Raw genomic sequence first — 388 nt, forward strand, 5'->3', positions numbered from 1 at the left:
CCGCCGCACGGTGCGCTCGGCCTCCGGCCGGGAGGTGCGTTACGACCGCCTGCTGCTGGCCACGGGCTCCAAGCCGTTCATCCTGCCGGTGCCGGGCCATACGCTCGACGGGGTGATCGCCTTCCGCGACATCCAGGACGTGGAAACCATGCTCCACGCCGCGCGCAACCATCGTCACGCGGTGGTGATCGGCGGCGGCCTGCTCGGGCTCGAGGCCGCCAACGGCCTGCTGCGCCAGGGCATGGACGTGACCGTGGTCCACCTCGCCGACAGCCTGATGGAGCGCCAGCTCGACAAACCCGCCGCCGCGCTGCTGAAGCTGGCGCTGGAGCGCCGCGGCCTGCGCTTCCTGCTCGGCGCGCAGACCGCCGGCATTCTGGGCGATACC

Annotated in this window: 1 protein-coding gene; it reads left to right on the forward strand. The window is 72.4% G+C overall.

Going from position 1 to position 388, the window contains the following annotated elements:
- The coding region (locus tag AC1DHL_RS30100) for an FAD-dependent oxidoreductase (RefSeq protein ID WP_478164384.1) at positions 1–388 on the forward strand (388 nt) is incomplete at both ends.

It is taken from the genome of Variovorax sp. 10L426, from assembly GCF_056395305.1.